Source organism: Azospirillum sp. A29, assembly GCF_042604625.1.
GTDB lineage: Bacteria > Pseudomonadota > Alphaproteobacteria > Azospirillales > Azospirillaceae > Azospirillum > Azospirillum palustre.
This window is the reverse complement of record NZ_CP170467.1, coordinates 1,065,927-1,087,502: the sequence shown is the minus strand read 5'-3', so window position 1 is coordinate 1,087,502 and position 21,576 is coordinate 1,065,927. Positions and strand designations below refer to the sequence as shown.

At 66.9% G+C, this 21,576-nt stretch carries 19 protein-coding genes; 6 read left to right on the top strand and 13 right to left on the bottom strand.

Translation table 11 applies throughout. The annotated features are described in order from the left end of the window. Nucleotides 1–12 precede the first annotated feature (12 nt). Complete coding sequence (locus ABNQ38_RS33030; protein WP_377810497.1) at nucleotides 13–504, top strand: hypothetical protein; 492 nt, start codon at nucleotides 13–15, stop codon at nucleotides 502–504. 92 nt (nucleotides 505–596) lie between these two features. Then, complete coding sequence (locus ABNQ38_RS33025) at nucleotides 597–791, top strand: hypothetical protein (RefSeq protein ID WP_377810496.1); 195 nt, start codon at nucleotides 597–599, stop codon at nucleotides 789–791. 20 nt (nucleotides 792–811) lie between these two features. Here ABNQ38_RS33025 and bla read toward each other — a convergent pair whose 3' ends face one another. Continuing rightward, nucleotides 812–1,717, bottom strand: a complete 906-nt coding sequence (gene bla, locus ABNQ38_RS33020) for a class A beta-lactamase (RefSeq protein WP_377810495.1) — start codon at nucleotides 1,715–1,717, stop codon at nucleotides 812–814. Nucleotides 1,718–1,901: 184 nt separating this feature from the next. Here bla and ABNQ38_RS33015 point away from each other — a divergent pair, with 184 nt between their 5' ends. Further along, nucleotides 1,902–2,138: a hypothetical protein gene (locus tag ABNQ38_RS33015; protein ID WP_377810494.1), complete on the top strand. Its 237-nt coding sequence runs from the start codon at nucleotides 1,902–1,904 to the stop codon at nucleotides 2,136–2,138. A gap of 120 nt (nucleotides 2,139–2,258) precedes the next feature. Continuing rightward, nucleotides 2,259–2,882: a glutathione S-transferase family protein gene (locus ABNQ38_RS33010; RefSeq protein WP_376960326.1), complete on the top strand. Its 624-nt coding sequence runs from the start codon at nucleotides 2,259–2,261 to the stop codon at nucleotides 2,880–2,882. A 57-nt stretch (nucleotides 2,883–2,939) separates the two neighbouring features. On the opposite strand, the gene ABNQ38_RS33005 is transcribed toward ABNQ38_RS33010, so the two are convergent. From ABNQ38_RS33005 to ABNQ38_RS32975, 7 genes are all read right to left on the bottom strand, one after another. Beyond that, nucleotides 2,940–4,169 (bottom strand): phenylacetate--CoA ligase family protein, encoded by a 1,230-nt coding sequence (locus ABNQ38_RS33005; protein ID WP_377810493.1) that lies wholly within the window; start codon nucleotides 4,167–4,169, stop codon nucleotides 2,940–2,942. Between the two features lie 85 nt (nucleotides 4,170–4,254). Continuing rightward, nucleotides 4,255–5,109 carry an ABC transporter ATP-binding protein gene (locus ABNQ38_RS33000; RefSeq protein WP_174470311.1) on the bottom strand — a complete coding sequence of 285 codons (855 nt, stop codon included), beginning with the start codon at nucleotides 5,107–5,109 and terminating at the stop codon, nucleotides 4,255–4,257. A 76-nt stretch (nucleotides 5,110–5,185) separates the two neighbouring features. Further along, nucleotides 5,186–6,466: an ABC transporter substrate-binding protein gene (locus ABNQ38_RS32995; protein ID WP_377810492.1), complete on the bottom strand. Its 1,281-nt coding sequence runs from the start codon at nucleotides 6,464–6,466 to the stop codon at nucleotides 5,186–5,188. A 53-nt stretch (nucleotides 6,467–6,519) separates the two neighbouring features. After that, nucleotides 6,520–7,593, bottom strand: coding sequence for a branched-chain amino acid ABC transporter permease (locus ABNQ38_RS32990; RefSeq protein ID WP_109447554.1), 1,074 nt, complete (start codon nucleotides 7,591–7,593; stop codon nucleotides 6,520–6,522). A gap of 7 nt (nucleotides 7,594–7,600) precedes the next feature. Continuing rightward, nucleotides 7,601–8,488, bottom strand: a complete 888-nt coding sequence (locus ABNQ38_RS32985) for a branched-chain amino acid ABC transporter permease (RefSeq protein WP_109051444.1) — start codon at nucleotides 8,486–8,488, stop codon at nucleotides 7,601–7,603. A gap of 11 nt (nucleotides 8,489–8,499) precedes the next feature. Next, complete coding sequence (locus ABNQ38_RS32980; RefSeq protein WP_377810491.1) at nucleotides 8,500–10,464, bottom strand: long-chain fatty acid--CoA ligase; 1,965 nt, start codon at nucleotides 10,462–10,464, stop codon at nucleotides 8,500–8,502. Next, nucleotides 10,464–11,357 carry an ABC transporter ATP-binding protein gene (locus ABNQ38_RS32975; protein ID WP_204561907.1) on the bottom strand — a complete coding sequence of 298 codons (894 nt, stop codon included), beginning with the start codon at nucleotides 11,355–11,357 and terminating at the stop codon, nucleotides 10,464–10,466. Before ABNQ38_RS32975 ends, ABNQ38_RS32980 begins: the two co-directional genes overlap by 1 nt. A 200-nt stretch (nucleotides 11,358–11,557) precedes the next feature. On the opposite strand from ABNQ38_RS32975, the gene ABNQ38_RS32970 reads away from it, so the two are divergent. Next, nucleotides 11,558–13,303, top strand: a complete 1,746-nt coding sequence (locus ABNQ38_RS32970) for an AMP-binding protein (RefSeq protein ID WP_377810490.1) — start codon at nucleotides 11,558–11,560, stop codon at nucleotides 13,301–13,303. A 77-nt stretch (nucleotides 13,304–13,380) separates the two neighbouring features. Then, a complete protein-coding gene (locus ABNQ38_RS32965; protein ID WP_377810489.1) occupies nucleotides 13,381–13,950 on the top strand; it encodes a TetR/AcrR family transcriptional regulator in 570 nt (189 codons plus the stop codon). Between the two features lie 4 nt (nucleotides 13,951–13,954). Here the strand turns inward: ABNQ38_RS32965 and ABNQ38_RS32960 are convergent, their stop codons facing one another. The 5 genes from ABNQ38_RS32960 to ABNQ38_RS32940 all read right to left on the bottom strand — a co-directional run bounded on the left by ABNQ38_RS32960 (nucleotide 13,955) and on the right by ABNQ38_RS32940 (nucleotide 20,981). Further along, nucleotides 13,955–16,918 carry a methyl-accepting chemotaxis protein gene (locus tag ABNQ38_RS32960; protein WP_377810488.1) on the bottom strand — a complete coding sequence of 988 codons (2,964 nt, stop codon included), beginning with the start codon at nucleotides 16,916–16,918 and terminating at the stop codon, nucleotides 13,955–13,957. Between the two features lie 275 nt (nucleotides 16,919–17,193). After that, nucleotides 17,194–17,688, bottom strand: a complete 495-nt coding sequence (locus ABNQ38_RS32955; protein ID WP_098737064.1) for an Lrp/AsnC ligand binding domain-containing protein — start codon at nucleotides 17,686–17,688, stop codon at nucleotides 17,194–17,196. A 132-nt stretch (nucleotides 17,689–17,820) separates the two neighbouring features. Next, the gene (locus tag ABNQ38_RS32950) at nucleotides 17,821–19,425 is read right to left on the bottom strand and encodes a sensor histidine kinase (protein ID WP_377810487.1); all 1,605 of its coding nucleotides are present in this window, start codon (nucleotides 19,423–19,425) and stop codon (nucleotides 17,821–17,823) included. Beyond that, nucleotides 19,406–20,230, bottom strand: coding sequence for a response regulator transcription factor (locus tag ABNQ38_RS32945; protein WP_377810486.1), 825 nt, complete (start codon nucleotides 20,228–20,230; stop codon nucleotides 19,406–19,408). The genes ABNQ38_RS32950 and ABNQ38_RS32945 overlap by 20 nt, the downstream gene beginning before the upstream one ends. A 28-nt stretch (nucleotides 20,231–20,258) precedes the next feature. Continuing rightward, nucleotides 20,259–20,981, bottom strand: a complete 723-nt coding sequence (locus ABNQ38_RS32940; protein WP_377810485.1) for a hypothetical protein — start codon at nucleotides 20,979–20,981, stop codon at nucleotides 20,259–20,261. Nucleotides 20,982–21,576: the final 595 nt, after the last annotated feature.

Below are 21,576 nucleotides of genomic sequence, written 5' to 3'. Positions count from 1 at the left end.
CGGGGGATCGCCATGGCGCGCAAGAGGAAGAAAAAGGGCGGCGCCCTCACGCTGATCCTGCTGATCGTGCCGGCGGCACTGATCGTGCTGCCGACCACCATCCTGTTCGGCATCGGCATGATCCCGACCATCGTCGCCTATGTCGTCGACCGCGATCCCGACAAATCGGCGCCGATCACCGTCGGCGGGCTGAATTTCTGCGGCTGCATGCCCTTCGCCATCGATTTGTGGAAGCACCAGCACACCATCGGCGCCGCCGCGAAGATCTTCGCCGATCCGCTGGCCTGGCTGGTGATGTACAGCGCCGCCGCCGTCGGCTGGGGCATCTATTACGGCATCCCGCCGATGGTCGCCGGCATGGAGGTCACCCGCGCCGAAAAGCGGGTGGAGGTGCTGAAGCAGAAAAAGGTGGCGCTGGTCCAGGAATGGGGACCGGACGTTGCCGGCGATTACTTCGATGAGTCCGGCGGCATGGAGCCGGACGCCGAAATGGAAAATGCCTGATCGGGCGACGGCCCCACCGCCGGACTTGCAACCGGACTCACCGTCAGGGCATGATCCATGCCGAGGGCCGCCGGGTCGGCCATGAGGTTGGAATGTTCAGCGTCAGCGAGAATGAAGCCGCCGCGATCCAGAGGGCGTTTCACGAAAGCGGCGAATGGGCGGCCGTCGTCGAGCTGCGGCGGCATTTCCACATTCAGGACAATGTGAACGCCCTGAACGCCGTCCGCTCCATCGTCAGATGGGCGGGGGCGGTGCCGCCGCATCCGCAGCCCACGTCCCCTCTCTGATCCTCCCCTCCAGCTCTGCCTCAGCCGATCATTCCGGCCACCGCCCGCGCCACATCGGCATGGATGGCGTCCTGCTGCTTGAAGTCCTTCGCGGTGTGGGTCAGGTAACTGGCGACCAGCAGCGGCGCGCGGCCCTCCGGCCACAGGATGGCGATGTCGTTGGCGGTGCCGTTGGTGCCGGTCCCCGTCTTGTCGCCGACCCGCCAGCCGGCCGGCAGCCCGGCGCGCAGACGCTTGTCGCCGGTCTTGTTGGCGACCATCCAGTCGGTCAGCTGCTTGCGCGAGTCCGGCCGCAGCACGTCGCCGACCAGCAGGCGCTCCATGCTGCGCACCATGGCGGCCGGCGTGGTTGTGTCGCGCGGGTCGTCGGGAATGGCGGTGTTCAGACTTGGCTCGTTGCGGTCCAGGCGCGTGATCTTGTCGCCGATGCCGCGCAGGAAGGCGGTGAGGCCGGCCGGGTTGCCGACGCCGGGCAGCAGCAGGTTCGCCGCGACATTGTCGCTGAGCGTCATCGCCGCCTCGCACAGTTCGGCCACCGTCGGCGGCGTGCCGTTGAGCCGGGTCTCCGAGAAGGGCGCGTAGGGCACCAGATCGGCTTTGGTCACCGGAATCCGCCGGTCCAGCCGGTCCTTGCCCTGGTCCACCGTCTTCAGGACGGCGGCAGCCAAAAGAAATTTGAAGGTGCTGCACATCGGGAACCGTTCGTCCCCGCGCCAGCCATGCAGCCGGCCGTTTGCGCTGTCGAGCACCGCGACACCCAGACGGCCGCCGGTGCGTCCCTCCAGCTCGGTCATGCGCGCGGCGAACGCATCGCTTCCCGTGGCTTTCCCGCCTTTGTTCTTGCCGGTTTCCGCAGCCCGCGCCCCGGCCGCCGACAGCAGCAGAACCCCGCCCGTCGCCGCCAGAAACCCCCGTCTTCCGATCATGCCAACCTCCCTCTGCATCGTTGCGATGGCCGGACGATAGAAATCCCGGCACGGGCCGGCAAACGAGCTTTCCTCGCGGAAGACCCAAATTAAACTTATGCCTTGCCGGGGCATCGCCATGGCAGGCTATGGGGCGCCGCGGCAAGAGGCGGACAGGGCGTGGACAGCGGGAGGAAGCAGGCCGATGCCTATGCGTCAGGAGATGGAAACGGACCGTTTCGAGGCGACGGCCGAGGATGGCAGCGTCCATGCCGTGGTCGAGACGACCAGCTTTATCCAGATGGTGACCTTCCGCGGCCCCGCCGGCTGGGTGCCGGAGGGCAAGAGCTATCGCCTGGACAGCGGCGACGCGGTGGAGCAGGCGGCGGACGGCGGGTTCCGCATCGCTGCGTCGGGGCTGGCGATCCGGCGGATGGCCTGAGTGCGCCCTTGGGTGAGTCCGCCCGCGCTTTCCGCTGGCGTGGCCGGGGCGGTTGAGGCCATCCTCCCGGCAACACCGGTCCCGACCCGTTCGGGCCGGCAAATCAGGGAGACAGAGATCGTGACCGCGCCCTTCATCCTCTACGGCAACGTGAATTCCCAGCCCGCGACCCGCATCGCACTGTTCTTCCGGCTGGCCGGGGTTCCCTTCCAGTACCGTCATCTCGATCTGCGCGCCGGTCAGCAGAAGTCGCCGGAGTATCAGGCGATCAACCGCTTCGGCCGGGTGCCGACGCTGGTGCATGGCGACCATTCGATCTCGGAATCCAGCGTGATCCTGACCTATCTGGCCGAACAGACCGGCCAGTTCGGCGGCCGCGACGAGGCTGAGAAACTGCGCCTCGCCGAATGGCTGAGCTGGCTGGCCGACGTGCTGCTGCCGGTCCAGCGCGCCCGCGCCGTGCGCAAGTTCAATGGCGATGCCAACGCCCTGCCCTGGCTCGACGGCGCGGCGGCCAGCGGGTTGAAGCTGTTCGACCAGCATCTGGCCGGCCACAGCTACATCCAGAGCGAACGCCTGACCATCGCCGACATCTTCGCCTTCCCCTGGATCGACCTGCTGAGCGAATCCGGGATCGAGGAGAAGGACTATCCGAACGTCAAGGCGTGGGCCGACCGCATCCGCGCGCAGCCGGGCTACAAGCCGCAGTATGAGCTGGTGCCGCAGGCCGACGCGGAGTGCTGAGGTAGGAAGACGGACGGTCGCGGCGGTCGCCCGCCGCGACCGTTCACCCCCGCACAGTCACCCCCGCGTGTCGTCGATCACCTTGCCGTCGTTGGGCAGGCTTGCCGGGGCCACGAACTCCACCGCGCCCTTCAGCTTCGTCACCGACGCCAAGGTCTCTCGAATGGCGGCGGCGAGCCCCTCTCCCCTCTCCCCCGCCTCGCAGCGCAGGGTCATGGTGTCGCTGGCGTCCTGGCGGCCGACGACCAGACGGGCGCGGGCGACCTGGGGATGGCGGCGCAGCACCTCGGCCACCTGGCTCGGGTGGACGAACATGCCCTTGACCTTGGTGGTCTGGTCGGCGCGGCCCATCCAGCCCTTCAGCCGCATGTTGGTCCGGCCGCAGGGGCTGGTGCCCGGCAGCACCGCCGACAGGTCGCCGGTGGCGAAGCGGATCAGCGGATAGGCCGGGTTGAAGATGGTCACCACCACCTCGCCGACCTCACCGTCGGGAACCGGGTCGCCGGTGCCGGGACGGACGATCTCGACGATGCAGCCCTCGTTCACCACCAGACCGGACCGCGCCTGGGTTTCGTAGGCGACAATGCCGAGATCGGCGGTGCCGTAGCATTGGGTGACGTCCAGTCCGCGCGCCTCGTAGAAGGCGCGGGCGTCGGGCAGATAGGGGCCGCCCGACACGGCGGCGATGCGGATGGAGGAGACGTCCAGCCCCAGCGCGTCACCCTTCTCCAGGATGATCTTCAGGAAATCGGGCGTGCCGATATAGCCGCGCGGCTTCAGGCTGGCGACGACCTGGGCCTGCATCTCGGTGTTGCCGGTGCCGGCGGGAATGACGGCGCAGCCGAGGGCGTGCGCCCCCGTCTCGAACATCGAGCCGGCGGGGGTCAGGTGATAGGCGAAGCAGTTGTGGGCGAGGTCGCCGCCGCGGAAGCCGGCGGCGAACAGCGCGCGGGCGCTGCGCCACGGATCGACGCCATGCGGCTCTGGATCGTGGATCGGGCCGGGAGAGGCGAAGACGCGGGCCAGCCGGCCGATCTCCACCGCCGCCAGACCGCCGAAGGGCGGGTTCGACTGCTGCAACGCGATCAGGTCGGATTTCCGCGTCACCGGCAGGGTGGCCAGCGCGTTGCGGTCATGAATCGACGCCGGATCGATCCCGGCCAGCAGCTGGCGGAAATAGGGGGCCGCGTCCTTGGCGTGGTGCAGATGGGCAGGCAGCGCCGCAAACTGCTCGGCCTCGCGCCGGTCGGAGGAACGGGTTTCGAGGTCGTCGTAGAAATCGGTCATGGTCGTTCGTCCGTTCAGGGGTCGGCCGATCAGGTGGCGGGCATCGGCGGTGGGGCATCGGCACGCCGACGCCCCGCCACTCCCCTCAAATCCAACGCTTGCGGCGCTTGAAGCTCTTCAGGTTCTTGAAGCTCTTGCGCTCTTCATTGCCGCCGCCGAGGTAGAATTCCTTCACATCCTCGTTGTTGCGCAGCTCTTCGGCGGTGCCGTCCAGCACGACCTTGCCGTTCTCCATGATGTAGCCGCGGGTCGCGGCCTGGAGGGCCATGCGGGCGTTCTGCTCGACCAGCAGGATGGTGACGCCAAGATCCTTGTTGATCTGCTGGACGATGCTGAACACCTCCTTCACCATCAGCGGCGACAGGCCCATGCTCGGCTCGTCCATCAGGATCAGCTTCGGCCGGGCCATCATCGCGCGGCCGATGGCCAGCATCTGCTGCTCGCCGCCCGACAGGTAGCCGGCGAGGCCGGTGCGCTCCTTCAGCCGGGGGAAATAGCTGAAGACCATGTCCAGGTCGTCCTTCACCCCGTTGTCGCGGCGGGTGTAGGCGCCGAGCCGCAGATTCTCCAGGCAAGTCATGTCGGCGATGATGCGCCGGCCCTCCATCACCTGGAAGATGCCCTTGCGGACGATCTGGTCGGGATCGATGCCGTTGATGCGCTCGCCGTTGAAGGTGATGTCGCCGCGGGTGACCTCGCCATCCTCGGTCTTCAACAGGCCGGAGATCGCCTTCAGCGTCGTCGATTTGCCGGCGCCGTTGGCGCCGAGCAGGGCCACGATCTCGCCCTCCGGCACCTCCAGGCTGAGGCCGCGGAGCACGAGGATCACGTCGTTGTAGACGACCTCGATGTTGTTAACGGACAGCATCAGCTTCTTCGCGGCCGTGACCGGCGGTGCGACTGGAGCGTTGGTCGAAGCGGCCGTGGCGGTGTTCAGCATGCGGCACCTGAACTGTTCGTAAAGATCGGGGGCGCCCCCGCCCGAAGAGAGGCGGAGGCGCCGCGTGCTTATCGGCTTACCAGCCCAGCCATTCCGGCTTGCGCGGAACGTCGACGGTGGTCAGCTTCTCCAGCTTGATGGTGCCAGCCTTGACCAGCTCGTCCACCCCGGCGCCGGTGTCCCCGGTCACCTTGGCGCGGTAGATGTTGACCGCCGTCATGCCGCGGTGGTCGGTATCGGTCCAGGTGGAGGGAACGCAGACGCCCTCCAGACCGGCCGGGACCCAGTCCTTCTTCTGGTACATCGCCTTGCGGATGTTCGGGCCGGTGACGCCGCCGTTGGCCGAGGCCCAGTCCATCGCCTCCTTCATGTAGAAGGCGGTGCAGACGCCGGCCATGTAATGCACCGGGCGGTAGGCATTGCCCGACGCGTCGGAGATCTTGGAGATGTCCTTCAGCGTCTTCATGCCCGGCACTTCGGCGTTCCAGGTCACCGCCGTGCGCATCGGGAATACCACGCCGTCGGCGGCCGAGCCGGCGGCCTTGGCAGCGTTCTCGTCCATGCCCCAGACGTTGCCCATGAACTGCACCTTGGCGCCGACCGTCTGGCAGGCCTTCAGCACCGAGATGTTGGAGCCGGCGGTGTTGCCGAGATAGGCGTAGTTGACGCCGGACTGCTTCAGCGTCAGGCACTGGGCGGTGTAGTCGCCGGGGGTCAGGGCGAACTGCACGGCCGGCAGCACGTCAAAGCCCAGCTCCTTGGCCAGCTGCTCGCCGGCATCCTTGGGCGCGTTGGGATAGGGGTGGTTGGCGCCCATGTGGACGTATTTCGGCTTGCCCTGGCCGCCCTGCTTCTTCCAGTCCTCCGCCGCCCAGGTCAGCATGCCGCGCAGCGCGTCGGAATAGGAGGGACCGTAGAAGAAGTTGTAAGGCGCGGGCTTGGAACCGTGCGGCCCCTTGCCGGTCGGGTCGGTCAGGTGGCCGGAGTAGGAGCCGGAATAGGCCGGGATCTCGTCCTTGCCGACGAAGCCGGTCAGCGCCTCGGTGTCGGCGGTGCCCCAGCCCTGGAGCGCCGCGATCTTGTCGCTGCCCGACGACCACTTCTTGTACTGGCTGATGGCGCGCGGTGCCTGATAGCCGTAGTCGACGGTGTCGACCGCCAGCTTGGTGCCGTTGATGCCGCCCTTGGCGTTGATGTAGGCCAGCGCGTCCGCGACGCCCTGCGCATAGGGCACGCCGACGTCCGACGTGGCGCCGGACTGGTCCGCCAGATGGCCGACCGGGATGTCGGCATAAGCGGTGGCGGAGGTCGCCAGCAGGAGGGCAGAGGTCGCAAAGAGCGCGGTCTTGATCGACATGGTGCGTTGACTCCCCAGTCTGTTCTGTTTGTTGATCGGCAAAAGCGTACGCATCAGTGCGAGAAGGGATAGAGCTTCCAGTAGGCCTTGATCTGCTTCCAGCGGTGGGCCAGCCCGTCGGGCTCGAACACCAGGAACAGGATGATGACGAGGCCGATGGACATCTCGCGCAGGAAGGCGATGTTGTCCTTCAGGTTCAGCGCGGTATCGAGCGCGGTGCCGCTCACCAGCTTGGTCAGCGCCTGCATCGCTTCGGGCAGGAAGACCATGAAGGCGGTGCCCATCAGCGTGCCCATGATCGAGCCCAGCCCGCCGATGATGATCATGCCCAGGAACTGGATCGAGAAGAGGATGGTGAAGCCCTCGACCGACACGAACTGGAGGTAGTGGGCATAGAGGGCGCCGCCGATGCCGGCATAGAAGGCGGAGATGCCGAAGGACATCGTCCGGTACTTCGTCAGGTTGATGCCCATGATCTCGGCGGAGAGATAATGGTCGCGCACCGCCACCAGGGCACGGCCGTCGCGGGTCCGCATCAGGTTGGTGGCGAGGATGTACATCACCACCAGCGCCACCAGCGCGACGTAGAAGAAGCGCTCGTCGGTGTCGAAGGCGAAGCCGAAGATGGTCAGCGGCTCGGCGATGGTGCCGGCGGTGCCGCCGGTGAACCAGTCGGCCCGTGCGAAGAAGTCCTGCAGGATGTACTGCGCCGCCAGCGTGGCGATGGCGAGATACAGCCCCTTCAGCCGCGCCGCCGGCATGCCGAACAGGAGCCCGACCAGCGTGGTGATTACGCCCGCCAGGGGAATGGCCAGCGCCACCGGGACGCCGACGCTGTTGCTGAGCCAGGCCGAGGCGAAGGCGCCGAAGCCGAAGAAGGCGGAATGGCCGATGGAGATCTGGCCGGTGAAGCCGACCAGGATGTTCAGGCCGAGCGCGGCGATGCCGAGATAGCTGATCTGGATCAGCAGGCTGAGCCAGTAGCGGTCCATGAAGGCCGGACAGGCCAGCAGCAGGACCACGCCCAGGATCGCGAAGTTGCGGCTGGTTCTGGTCGGGAAGATGGTGGTGTCGGACCCGTAGGACGTCTTGTAATCGCCGCTCGGGATGATGCTGACGGATGCCATGGGGGCCTCACACGCGCTCGATGTCTTTGGTGCCGAACAGGCCGTAGGGCTTGATCATCAGGATGGCGATCAGGACGTAGAAGGGTGCGATCTCGTACATGTTGCCCCAGTTCAGCCACTGGCTGTCCAGGTAGTGCGCCATGTTCTCCAGCACGCCGACGATCAGCCCGCCGACCACAGCGCCGATGACGCTGTCCAGCCCGCCGAGGATCACCGCCGGGAACACCTTGATGCCGAAGAAGGACAGGGCCGACGACACGCCGTTGACTACGCCCACCGTGACGCCGGCCACCGCCGACACCATGGCGGAGATCGCCCAGCTCATCGCGAACATGTGGCGGACCGAGATGCCCAGCGACTGCGCCACCTGCTGGTCGAAGGCGGTGGCCCGCATGGCGAGACCGGTCCGCGAGTATTTGAAGAACCAGCCGAAGCCCGCCATGATCAGGATCGAGATGAGCAGCGACATGACGTAGACGGTCTGCACCTCCAGCCCGAATAGGTTGACGGTGGGGCTGGCGAAGATCTGCGGGAAGGGTTTGGCGAAGACGCCGAACATCCACTTCATCGCCGCCTGGAAGACGATGGACAGGCCGATCGTCACCATGATGACGGAGATGATCGGCTCGCCGATCATCGGCCGCAGCACGACGATCTGCAGGATGACGCCGAAGGCCAGCATGAAGGCCAGCGTGATCGGGAAGCCGATCCAGAAGGGCAGCTGCCAGTGGGTCAGCAGCCACCAGCAGGTCCAGGCGCCGATCAGCAGGAATTCGCCCTGCGCGAAGTTGACGATGCGGCTGGCCTTGTAGATCAGCACGAAGGACATGGCGACCACGCCATACAGCGCGCCGACGATCAGGCCGTTGACGAGAAGCTGAAACAGAAGGGTCATGGCGTTTCCCCTCAGGCGGCCTGCCGCTGCGCGCCCTTCGGCGGCAGCAGGTCGATGACGGTCAGGGTGGTGCGGATGCGCTGCTTGGTGCCGTCCTGGAAGGCAATCGTGGTGTCCACGTCGATCTTCGGCTGGCCGGTATAGATGCTGTCGATGATGGTGCCGTACTTCTCGCCGATGACGCCGCGGCGCACCTTGCGGGTGCGGGTCAGCTCGCCGTCGTCGGCGTCCAGCTCCTTGTAGAGCAGCAGGAACTTCGAGATGCGCTGGTACTCCGGCAGCGTCTGGTTCACCCGCTCCACCTCTGCCCGCAACAGGTCGTAGACCTCCTGCTTCGACGACAGGTCGGAATATGTGGTGAAGGCGATGCGGTTCTTCTCCGCCCACTTCGACACAATGGGGAAGCGGATGCAGATGATCGCCGACAGATAATCGCGCTTGTCGCCCAGGATCACCGCCTCGGCCACGTAAGGGCTGAACTTCAGCTTGTTCTCGATGTATTGCGGGCTGAAGCGGTCGCCCTGGGCGGTAGTGGCGATGTCCTTGATGCGGTCGATGATGACCAGATGACCCTTCTTGTCGAAGAAGCCGGCGTCACCCGTGTGCATCCAGCCGTCGCGCATGTCGGCGACGGTCGCCTTCTCGTTCCGGTAATAGCCGGCGAACATGTTGGGGTGGCGGGTGACGATCTCGCCGACGCCGTTGTGGTCGGGCTCGATCACCTTCACCTCGATGCCGCCGTCGAACGGCACGCCGACCGTGTCGAAATCCACGTCGGTGCCGCGATGGACGGTGTAGGCGCCCATCGTCTCGGTCTGGCCGTAGATCTGGCGCAGCGGCACGCCCAGCGCCTGGAAGAACTTGAAGGTGTCGGGGCCGAGCGCCGCGCCGCCGGTCGCCGCCGATTTCAGGTTGGTGAAACCCAGCCGGTCGCGCAGCGCCTTGAACAGGATGGCGTCGGCCATCGCCGAGCGCTGCCCCTTCGCCAGAGCCTCCAGCCCCAGCTTCATGCCGAGATCGTACATCTTCTGCTTGAAGGGCGAGGCGTCCATCATGCGGGCGCGCACGTCGGCGGCGATCTGCTCCCACAGGCGTGGGGCGAACAGCACGAAGCTCGGCCCGATCTCGCGGAAGTCGTGCATCATCGTCTCGGCTTCCTCGACGAAGTTCACGCGCATCCGCGACACCATGCCCATGCCGACCGCATAGACCTGCTCCATGATCCAGGACAGCGGCAGAACGGAGACGTAATCGTCCTCCGGCCCCTTGGGATCGGCGGACAGGTAGCTGGCGACATGGCGGATCAGCCGGCCGGCCGGCAGCATCGCCATCTTCGGGTTCGACGTGGTGCCCGAGGTGGTGCAGAGGATGGCGACCTCCTCACCCTTCGTCGCCGCGACCATGCGGTCGTAGAGGTCCGGCTGCTGCGCATGCAGTTCCTCGCCCATCGCCACCAGATCGGTGACCGGCATCAGGCGGGGGTCGTGGTATTTGCGCATGCCGCGCGGGTCGGAATAAATGATGTGCTGAAGCGTCGGCAGCCGCTCGGCGAGGTTCAGCAGCTTGTCGACCTGCTCCTCGTCCTCGGCGAACACCACCTTCACGTCGGCATAGGTGATGAGGTAGGCGACCTCCTCGTCCAGCGCGTCGCGGTAGATGCCCAGGCTGTAGCCGCGCACCGCGTGGGTGGCGATCTCGCCCATCACCCAGTCGGGACGGTTGTCGCCGAGCAGCCCGACCACCTCGCCCGGCACGACGCCGAGCTTGGTCATGCCCAGCGCGAAGGCGCGGACACGGGCATGGACCTGGCTCCAGGTGAAGGTGCGCCAGATGCCGAAATCCTTCTCGCGCATGGCGATGTCGCTGCCATGCTCGCGGGCGTGCAGGGCCAGCAGCTTCGGCAGGGTGTCGTTGACGGCCAGATCGGGCAAACCCGGATTGGGCAAACCCGGATTGGGAAGAGCGGTACTGGACATCACGCAACCTCCTTGCGCGGCTGGACCGCCGTCGCCGGCGCCTCTTCCTCGTCGTCCTCGCCCAGATAGGCGCGGCGGACGCGGGGATCGGCCAGGACCTCCTCCGGCTTGCCTTCGGCGATCTTCTTGCCGAATTCCAGCACCATCACCCGGTGCGAGATGTCCATGACCACGCCCATGTCGTGTTCGATCATGACCACGGTCATGCCGAACTCCTCGTTGAGGTCGACGATGTAGCGGGCCATGTCCTCCTTCTCTTCGAGGTTCATGCCGGCCATCGGCTCGTCCAGCAGGATCAGGTCCGGCTTCAGCGCGATGGCGCGGGCCAGTTCCACCCGCTTGCGCAGACCGTAGGACAGCGTACCGGCGGTCGCCTTGCGCACATGCTGGATTTCGAGGAAGTCGATGATCTCCTCCACCTCGCGGCGGTGGGACAGTTCCTCCTTCCTGGCGCCGGTCAGCCAGTAGAGCGACCCGGTCAGGAAGTTGTTCTTCAGCAGGTGATGGCGGCCGACCATGATGTTGTCGAGCACGGTCATGTGCCCGAACAGCGCCAGGTTCTGGAAGGTGCGGCCGATGCCAAGCGCGGCGCGGTGGTTCGGGGTCATCCCCGTCACGTCGCGGCCCTTGAAATAGACCTTGCCGTCGGTCGGACGGTACCGGCCGGAGATGCAGTTGACCATCGAGGTCTTGCCGGCCCCGTTGGGACCGATGATCGAGAACAACTCGCCCTTACGGATGCCGAAACTGACGTCGGTCAGCGCATGGACGCCCCCGAAGCGCAGATTGACGCCCCGAGCCTCGAAGATGGTCTCCGCCTGGGTGGTGGGCGACTTTTGGCCAAGGGAATTTTGGCCAGGGCCGGGGTGTGGTGCGACGGGCGCGCCGGACATTTCCTCCTCCGTTGCTGTTGGTACCGCTTCTTCGGGTCACGATCCGGCTCTTTGGCGGCCGGCGGGGTCCATATTGTGGACCGTTTCATGAGCAACTTCCGCACTATATACCGGGCTGCGGTCTGTTTTCAACACTGACATTCCGTCATTGCATGTTTTTTGTTGCGATGGACGGTCGCACGGTCCATATGATGGACCTCATGAGCAGTCACGCCGACATCGTCCCCACCCCGGCCGCTTCCCCCTCCACTCCGGGCGCGGCGGGTGGCACCCAGAGCCTGGAGCGCGCCATCGCGCTGCTGCGCGCGGTCGCCGACGCCGAAACCGACGGCGCACGGCTGGCCGACCTGATGACCGGGGTCGGGCTGTCGAAGGCCACCGCCCACCGGCTTCTGATGGCGCTGGCGCGCGACGGGCTGGTCGAGCAGGACGGCCGCAGCAAGCGCTATCACCTGGGGCCCGATCTGGTGGCGCTGGGCGATCTGGCGGCCCTGCGACACCGCTCGCCGCCTTCCCCTGCCCCGCCCCAGCCGCCGGAGGCCGCAGCACCTGTGACCGTGCAGCCCTCGCCGCCCGTCCTGACGGTGAGGCCCTCGGCCTTCCTGCGGCCGGAATACCGCGGCGAGTCCATCGCGCTGGCGGCGTTGCTGTGCGACCGCCATGTCCGCGCCGCCGACGGCGCGCGGGCAGCGCTGCTGCATGAAAGCGTGGCCGGACAGACGACGGAGCTGAGCTTCGCCCGGCTGGCCCGCGATTCGGCGCGCTTCGCCGCCGTGCTGGCCGGCATGGGGGTGGGACCGGGCGACCGGGTGGCGGTGCTGCTGCCGAAGGGGCCGGAACTGCTGATCACCGCGCTGGCGATCTGGCGGCTGGGCGGCGTCTACATGCCGCTGTTCACCACCTACACCGCCTCGGCAGTCGCCTACCGGCTGGCCGACAGCGACGCGCGGGCCATCGTCACCAACGGCTTCCTGCGCCGCAAGGTGCCGCGCGACAACACCCGCCCGGTGGTGACGGTGGAGGGCGACGAGGCCTTCGGTCCCGACGCTGTGCCCTTCTGGTCGTCGCTGCACGAGGCCACGCCGCTGGCCGAGGTGGCGCACTACCGCGAGGGCGACGCCTTCGCCCTGATCTACACCTCTGAGTCGGAGCCGACGCCGCTCGGCGTCTCGCTGCCGGTCAAGGCGCTGTCGGGGATCGAGCAGTACATGCGCATCGGCCTCGATCTGCGCGACGACGACATCTACTGGAACATGGCCGATCCCGGCTGGGCCTATGGCGCCTATTACGGGCTGGTCGGGCCGCTGCTGCTGGGACGGACGACGATCTTCTGCGACGGGCCCTACGACGTGCGGCAGGGCTACCGCATGCTGACCAAGTTCGGCGTCACCAACCTGACCGCCGCCCCGTCGCAGATCCGCGCCTGGCACGGCGCCGATCCCGGCGTGTCGCACCAGTTCGCCCTGCGCATCCTGTCGGTGGTGGGCGAACCGCTGCCGCCCGATTTGATCGCCTGGGCCAACCGGACGGTGAAGGTCCCCCTGCTCGACCAGTATGGCCAGCGCGAGACCGGCATCTTCATCGTGAACCGGTACGATCCCGACGGCATCGGCCGCCACGAGTCCGAAGGGCCGGACGGCGCGGATGCGGTCCAGCCGGCAAGCGGCTCGCTCGGCCGGCCGATGCCGGGCTTCCGCGTCGTCATCCTCGACCCCGACGGGCGGGAGGCGCCGGTGGGCGGCGCCGGCGAGATCGCCATCGACGTCGACCACTCTCCGCTGTTCTGGTTCGAATCCTACGCCAACAACCCGGACCGCACCGCCCAGCGCTTCCGCCACGGCCGGCGCTATTATCTGACCGGCGACCGGGCCTTCCTGGACGGCGACGGCAACATCCATTACCGCGGCCGGGCGTCCGACGCGATCCAGATGCAGCAGGGCGAATAGTCACGGACCACCCTTTTCGGGTATAGAACGCGTTCGGGACTGCGGCTGCGGCAACGGGAAGAGCGCGAAGGACGGGTATGGAATCCAAGACGAAGAACCGCGAATCCTGGCTGGCCGCTGCCTTCGCGGCGCTGGCCGAAGGCGGCGTCGACAAGGTGCGGGTGGAGGTGCTGGCGAAGGCCCTGAAGGTCACCAAGGGCAGCTTCTACTGGCATTTCCGCGACCGCACCGAGCTGATGAGCGCCCTGCTGGACAGCTGGAAGCTGGGCCGCATCGCCGCGATCAAGGAACAGACCCGGCTGGACGGGCGCGAACCGGCGCAGCAGCTGCGCGACATGCTGGCGCTCTATGGCGGCAGCAAGCCGCGCGGCATGGCAATCGAGCTGGCGGTGCGCGACTGGGCCCGGCGCGCGCCGGAGGCGGAAAGCGTCATCGCCGAGGTCGACCGCGAACGCCTGCACAGCGTCGCCGGTCTGTTCGTGGCGCTCGGGCTGCCCGCCGACCAGGCCTTCGCCCGCGCCTACCTGTTCTACGCCTTCGCCTTCGGCCAGGGCCTGCTCGCCCCCGGCGCCGCGGCCGACCGGGCCGAGGTGGTGCGGGCGATCTGCGCCGACGTGCTGGTGCCGGCGGCGCAGCCGCAGCCATAAGTCGTCAGGGCATGTAGGCCAGCCGCAGATTGCCCCAATGGCGGCCGCGCACCATGATCGGCGCATCGACCTCCTTCAGGCGGACCATCTGGCCGCCGCCCATGTCGCGGCGATAGGCCTGCAACAGGAACGACCGGGTGTTGCGTGCCGCGGCGAGGCCGGAGCGGTCGGCGAAGACCCGGCGGTTGCGGCAGTGAGCAGCGTTCCACGCGGCATCGCCCGGCCGCTGCGGGGCTGAATAGCGGCTGTTGTGGGTCGGCAGATAGCCGACGGCATTGACCGCCGCACAGAACTGGATGCGCGGGTTGGAGGCCAGCACCGGCTCCTGGATCGCCGGGAACAGGCGGTCGGTCAGGTCGGTGAAGGGGGCGAGGCACTGTTCAGGCTCCGTGCCGGGAATGGTGGACAGCTCGGTCGAGAACAGGGCGTCCTCGCCGATGCCGCCGCTGGCGAGCGCGCCCTCCAATGCCTTGCCCAGGGCCGCCGCGGCGTCCTGCGCGGTGGCGATGATGGCGGAATCGGCCTTGACCATCGCGTTGTAGACACTTTCCAGACGGCTGGCCTGGGCGTCCGAGAGGTCGTCCAAGGCCAGATGCAGGCCGAGATCGCTGGTTCCGGCGACGATGGCCGGCAAATCGCCGACCTCGCGCAGGGTCACGGTCAGCCGCGTCTGCTCGGGCAGCTCCGGCACCCCCTTGCTGTCGATCAGCAGCCCGTCGAGCGACAGGTCCAGCATGGTGACGGTGCGGCGGTCGCCCGCCACGGTCATGGCGATCGGCTCCTCGCAGGGGATGCGGTTGGAGACGCGGCGGTCACCCGCCACCGACTGGCGCAGCGCGATGACCAGCCGGCGCTTCAGGTCGGCCACCGCGCCCTGGGTGTCGGTCATGCGGCGAGTGACGTCGGTGGCGATGCTGGTGATCTCGTCGGTCTGATCGCGGATTTGCAGCACGCTGCCCGACACCTGGGAGGCACCGCCGGCGGAGTTGGTGGCGCTACGCCCGATCTCCGCATTGGCGGCGGACTGCTCCTCCACCGCGGCGGCGGTGGCGGTGGCCGCCTCGTCGATCTCCTCGATCACCGAGATGACGGTCTGTATGGCCGAGACGCTGCCACCGACCGCATGCTTCAGCTGTTCGATCTGGCGGGCGATGTCCTCGGTCGCACGCGAGGTCTGGTTGGCGAGCTGCTTAACCTCGCTGGCGACGACGGCGAAGCCCTTGCCGGCCTCCCCTGCCCTCGCCGCCTCGATGGTGGCGTTCAACGCCAGCAGGTTGGTCTGGCCGGCGATCTCGTTGATGAGGGTGGCGACCTTGGCGATCTCCTCCGTCGCGATCTCCATCCGGCCGATGGCGGAGGCCGAGCCGCGGGCGCTGTCCACCGCACGCCGCGCCACCTCGCTGGAGCGCGCCGCCTGCCGGGCGATTTCCTGCCCGGAGGAATTCAGTTCCTCCGTCGCGGCGGCGACCGACTGGGCGTTGGAACTGGCCTGCTCCGACGCGGCCGACACCACCACGGTGTTCTGGCGCACCACGCCCAGCGCCTCCATCAGGTGCTCGATGCCGTCGCCGGCCCGCCGGCTCGCCAGCTCCACGCCCATCCAGGTGGAGTCAAGGTCGCCTTCGATGGATTTGCAGGTTTCCAGCAGGGCCTGGCGGGTTAGCGCCTTCTGGCGCAGCTCGGTCTCGTGCTTCTCGTGAATGCCATAGGCCAGCTTCGCCTTCATCGCGTTCAGCTCCGACGCCACGCGCCGGAATTCCGGCACGCCGATGGCTTCAGCCGGGCTGACGAAATCTCCATGAGAAATGCGGGAAAACGTCTTTTCGAAAGATTTCAGCGGTCTCCGGAAGGTCATGAGCAGCCCCCAGGAGATCAGCCCGGACGCGATCGCCAGAGCGGAAACGATTGCCACCGTCTCCATGAACCGAACAGAGAAGTCATTCTGCGCCTCCGAAACCTCTTGCCCGGCGCTTTTCATCTGGAAGTTCAGCAGGTCACGGTTTGCTTCGAAGGCCGATGTGAACAGCGGCGTGACGACCGTCCGGACATCCCGTTCGACCGCAAGCGAATCGCCGTCCTTGATGTGCTCCATCGTCGGCCGCAGTCCGTCCTTCACGTATTTCGAGCGCAATTCGAAGAAACGGTCGGCCAACACCCGTTCCTCGGGCAGTTTCGGCAAGGCGCTGTATTCGGCCCAGACCGCCGTGATGGCGGCGATGTTGCCTTCGATCCGGGACAGCAGATCCTTGATCGCCGCCGGCTGGCCGCCATCCCGCACCTCGATGATCAGGCTGGTTATGATCTGCCGGTTGTCCGCCATACGGGTCAGGATTTCGTTGCTGATCCTGGCGGCAGCCAGACGTTGGCTGTACACGCGCGTCAGGGCGTCGTTCGATGCCGACATGCCCTCCAGCCCCAAGCCGCCCACGAAGATCATCGCCGCAATCAGCAGAACGAAAGCACCGAGTAGCCGCCCGGTCATGCTCGTCCATGCAGCATCCAGCCAGCGACGCGGCCCCTTCCGGTACAGTCCGCCACCGCGAAGCTCCACAGCCGCCCGGCTGTCGCGCATCTCCGCGTACAGCCTGTCGGCCGCCGCGATCTCGTCCCGCGACGGCTTGGAGCGGATGGAGATATAGCCGGTGATGGCACCGTCCTCCATCACCGGCGTGACGTTGGCGCGTACCCAATAGAAATCGCCGCTCTTGGTCCGGTTCTTTACCAGCCCTTCCCACGGCCGCCCCGTCTTCGCCGTCGCCCACAGATCGGCGAAGGCCTCCTTCGGCATGTGGGGGTGGCGGACAATGTTGTGCGGGGCGCCGATCAGCTCGTGCTCATCAAAGCCACTGATCTCGACGAAGGCCCGGTTCACGAATGTGATGCACCCGCCGGTGTCGGTGCGCGACACCAGAGGAACCCCGTCGGTCAGATGAACTTCTCGGTCGGTGATCGGTGTGTTGACGCGCATGTCGCGGTTCCGCTCCAGCCATAGCCTCGAACAAGTCGGTCGGGCATGGTGGCGAACCGATAGCAACAGCATGAAAGCACCGGTCGGCCTCCAGGACCGGAGCTTGCGCTGCAAGCGGCATGCCGCATCATTTTGTCGGTAAGCGAACAAATTTCGCGTTCGGGCGCACCGTCGGAGCGAAATCGAATGGCATCGCCCGTCGCAAAATGCCTCTGGAAAAGCGGACCGATCCCAAAGTATTACGCAATTTGGAAAAAGCTATATCGTCTGATCGTTCAGCCGCGCAACGGCCCGTTGGACAGCCCGTCCAGCGGGATGGCGGTGACGCTCTTCACCTCTTCCATCACGGCGTAGGTGTGGGTTTCCCGCACGCCGCGGGCGGTGGACAGCAGTTCGCCCAGGAACAGGCGGTATTCGTTCATGTCGCGCACGCGGGCCTTGACCAGATAGTCGAAGCCGCCCGCCACCATATGGCATTCCATGATCTGCGGCATGCGCAGGACGGTGGCCTTGAAGTCGTCGAAATTGTCCGGCGTCGTGCGGTCCAGCACCACCTCGACGAAGACCAGCATCCCCGCCTCCAGCCGGTGCGGGTCGAGCAGCGCGACGTAGCGCTGGATGATGCCCTCGGATTGCAGGCGCTTCACCCGTTCCAGGCAGGCGGCCGGGCTGAGGTTGATGCGGCGGGCCAGTTCCACATTGCTGAGGCGTCCATCGTCCTGCAACTCGCGCAGGATCTTGATGTCGGTGGAATCGAGGCTGCGGTCCATCGGCGGCTCGGAATGCTGTTCGGCTGGCGGCCCCGATCCTAGCGGAAAAATTGGCGCCAAGCCATGCCGGACCATAGCCGCAGCGGTTGGAACGATGCGGCTCCGAAGCCTGTTTGCCGCCAGCGGATTCTTTCAGGCCGCCAGCGGCAGGGTAACCGTCATGCGCAGGCCGCCGGTCGGACGGTTTTCGGCGCGCACACGGCCACCGAAGGCTTCGATGTTGCGCCGGACGATCCACAGGCCGATGCCGAAATGCGCCGCCCCGGCCTGATGCGCCGCCGCCTCGTCCTCCGGCATGCCGCGGCCGGGCTCGCGGTGGGAGAAGTAGCGCTCGAAGATGCGTTCCAGATTGGCGGGATCGACCCCCGGCCCCTCGTCGTCCACCACAAGCTCGGCGCAGGATGCGACACGGGTCAGGCGGACGCTGACCGTCCCGTCGGCTGGCGAGAAGCTGACGGCGTTCTCCACCAGATTCTCGACGATGGTCTCCAGCGTCTCCTCGCTGGCCCGCACCACCAGCCCGGCATCGATGCGCGAGCGCATGTGCAGGCGGCGTTCGGCCAAGAGCCCGGTGTAGCCGCCGGCCATCCGTTCCACCAGCGACGACAGGTCGACGCGGCGCCGTGCCGGGGCCAGCAGGTCGGCCGCCGCCTCGTCCATCCGGCGGGCGAAGGAGACGAGGCCGTCGAGCTTGTCCAGCGACTTCTCAATCATCGTCAGGGCGCGCTGGCTGCGGGCGTTCTCCGCCGGCAGGGCGCGGCGCAGCGGTTCCACCGACTGGCGGATCACGGCGATGGGCGTCTTGAAGGCGTGGGCGTTGTCCTCCGCCGCGCGGCGCAACGACTGGGCGCTGTCGCGCAGGGTGGAGACCAGCCGGTCGAAATCCTCGGCCACGCCGGCCAGTTCCGGCACGGTGTTGCGGGCGGCGAAGGAAGCGTTGCCGCTTTCCTGGTCGGGCACGTCCTCGCCGCCGACGATGCGGCGGGCCAGATCGCCGAAGCGGTTCAGGTTGCGCCAGATGCCGGCCAGCACGGCCAGCACCAGGGCGGCCATCGCCAGATAGATCGCCGCGGCGGCCTGCACCGCAGGCGTGCTCCAATAGGGGCGGCCGATGGAAGAGGAGATGTAGGCTTCGGTCGCGTGGCTGGTCACCAGCGCCCAGCAGCCGAAGCTGGTCTTGATCGGGGTGATGGAGGACAGCACCTCCTCCCCGCCTTCGGCATGGGGAACGCGCATCGCCAGCGTCGCGTTGCCGGCGCAGCTCGATCCCAGACGGTCCAGCACGCCCTGTTCGAGCAGCAGGCGCCGTTCGGCGTCGATGTCGGCGGTCGACAGGCTGGGCGCCGCCGCGACATAGAAGAAGGGCTCCGGACCGGCCTTGGCGCCGGACGCGCTGGCCGCCACCCGCGGGCGCACCAGCAGCTTCAGCCGCGTGCGGTCGTCGCCGTAGCGGGCAAGGGCGATGCTCAGGCTGGGAAGGGCCGTGCGGTCGACGCCCAGCAGTTCGGGCTCCAGCGCGCGGGCGATCAGTTCGCCCTGGCGCTGGGCGCTTTTCAGCAAAAGCTGCTGAGACGCCTCGTCGGCCCGCTGGAACTGGTCGTAGAGCAGGACCGGCACGGCGACGAAGACGAGGGTGAGCAGCACCAAGCGGCTCGCCATCGAGCGCCAGAGCCAGAGCAGGCGGGCGGACGCCCGTCGGGGCGCCCGCATCGCAAGGTCAATCGGCAGCAGCGCCATCGATCAGCATATCCTCGCCCATACCATCCTCGTCACGGCCCTGGTTGGCCGCGTTCTCACCCTTGCCCCAGCGGTAGCCGAAGCCCGGATAGTTCTCGATGCAGGCGAAGCTGGCGTCGACCGACCGGAATTTCTGGCGGATGCGCTTGATGAAGGCGCGGACGTTGGCGCGGTAGCCCGACGGGCCGTAGCCGGCGACAAAGCCCTTGCCGTGGACGAGGTCGTAGATCTCGCGGTAGGAGACGTCCTCCTCCGGGCGGGTCGACATCAGCTTGACGATGTTGAACTCGGTCAGCGTCAGGTCGATGCGCTTGCCCTTCCAGAAGGCGCGGCTGTTGTCCAGGCGCAGCTCCAGCTCGCCCAGGCGGTGGCTGGTGGCGCTGCCGCCGGCCTCCCCGTCCTCCGAGCCCTTGGCGCCGTCGCCCTTGATGCCGTCCAGGATCAGGCGCATGCGCTTCAGCAGGATCGACAGGCTGCGCGACTTCTCGACGAAGTCCAGCGCACCGCCGGCCAGCGCCGCCTCTTCATAAATCTGGTCGGACAGCACGGTCAGGAAGATGACCGGCGTGGCGATGCCGCGGGCGCGCATCTGGCGCAGCACGTCGATGCCGTCCAGCTTGGGCATGCGCCAGTCCAGCAGGACGATGTCGACCGATCCGCCCTCGGCGAAGAAATCGAGCGCCGGTTCGCCGCGGTCGAAGGTGATGACCTCGTAGCCCTCGTCGCCGAGGTTGAGGCTGAGCGACTCACGGAACAGATCGTCGTCGTCCACCAGAGCGATGCGGGCAATGGTCGGATCGGTCATCGCGGACATTCCCTTGTTCGGCTCCGGCTTACTGAAACCCGGGGCGGACAGGGCGCCCTGCGTCAGCTTGAGCGAGGAGTTGGGCGAAGCATCGGTGGTCGGCGTCAGGGACATTTTGGCTGCTCTTCATGTCGTAGGAAAGGGCGCGGAAGTCCTGGGACGAGGTCATATCCATGAAGAAGAAGACCTTAAGGGTACAATCGCCCTTGGCATACCGCCAGATCTTGGCGGGAGGCGCCTCTTCCCGTGCAACGGGGGACCCCAGGAGTTTGAGAGTCTGGACTTCGTCCAGCCCGACAAGGCTGTCGGGGTCGGCGTTGGGAGTTGCGGGTGGGGTGGACATGCCCCCCATGGCCGGCACCGTCATCGGCACCGCAGCGGCGTTCGCCGCCTGGGGAGTTGTATCGGGTGCGATGGCCGCCAGCTGTGTGGAGGCCTGGGTGGACGCCGCAGCGGTGGCCACGTCGCCGGTGGTCACCGGCGGGCCGGGCTGCGGCATCGGCAGGGCCGGCGCCAGCGCGGCGGCGTCGGGAACCTTGCGGGCCGGCTTCTGCCTGGGCACCGGCGGGGTTGCCGCGCGGGCGTTCGGGTTGGCCGATGTCACATCCGCCCCACCCCATCCCGGCCCGGCCGTGTTGGCCGGACAGCCGGCCAGCAGCAGGACCGCGACCAGCAGGCCCGCATGTCGGCCCCGGCCGGCGGCGTAGGCGCCGAACTGCGCCACATCGCGGAGGACTGCCGGCACGGTCATAGGGGCGGGCCTTTCAAATCCAAGAGGAACGGACATAACGCCATTAACACGGGACGACCCATTTCCATCTAGCCTGGAAGTCAACTTCGCGTGCTGGTTGGAGTTGGCCGCGTCTGATGTCTCTAAACTCAATCCAGTCTGGTTAATGGCGCGTTAAAGCCACAGCCCTTACCCCCATTTTGCGAAAGCGCATCAATATTTTTCGAAGTTTCGTTTGATTTTCGAGCGAATCCACGGGGGATCTCGCGGCTCTTTGCTCAAAAGTGGTATGAAAACCGGTCAAATCCATTGCTCGCCAGCCGCTTCGTTGAAGATTTGCGGGGCGACAGGACGTGACAGAAATGAGGCGGGAGGATGGCCGGAACGGGTCGGGACCGTGGCGATTGCCCAAAAAACAATCTGCACAAAAACAATCGGCGGCGGAGCCACCCGGGTATGGCTCCGCCGCCGTTCAGCCGGACGGGCAACAGGTCATGGAGCGGCGCGCGTGAAGCGGCCGTGGGTCGTTGCCACTGGAACTCCAGCCGTGGTTCCGGCCGGCCGTCAGGCCGGTCGGCGTCGTGGGAACGCTGCGTTTTCGGCACCATTCATCACG